This window comes from Burkholderia sp. SIMBA_051, from assembly GCF_046534915.1.
Classification (GTDB): Bacteria; Pseudomonadota; Gammaproteobacteria; order Burkholderiales; family Burkholderiaceae; genus Burkholderia; species Burkholderia ambifaria.
In genome coordinates this window covers 1-261 of the sequence record NZ_JAWRXS010000464.1, presented here as the reverse complement: position 1 = coordinate 261, position 261 = coordinate 1, and the positions used below count along the sequence as shown (strand labels likewise).

Genomic DNA, 261 nt, shown 5'->3' with positions numbered 1-261 from the left:
CGAAGCGGCCGCAGCCGGTGTCGCAGGCAATGCGGGCGAGGTGGCGCAACATCTGTTTGCCCGCGCCGCTGCCGCGCGAGGTCGGCGACACGTACAGGTCTTCCAGATAAAGCCCTTGCTTGCCGAGCCACGTCGAATAGGAGAAGAAGTAGACGCAAAAGCCGATCGGCTCGCCGTTCATCTCGCAGATCAAAGCCTTGGCGCTTGAACTTGCGGAGAACAGACTGGCCTCGATGTCTCGAACGGTTGCGACGACTTCAT

The 261-nt window shown here is 60.9% G+C and carries 1 protein-coding gene; it reads right to left on the bottom strand.

Features of this window, described 5'->3' with window-relative positions:
• The coding region (locus SB771_RS35300; RefSeq protein WP_410722079.1) for a GNAT family N-acetyltransferase at positions 1-261 on the bottom strand (261 nt) is incomplete at both ends.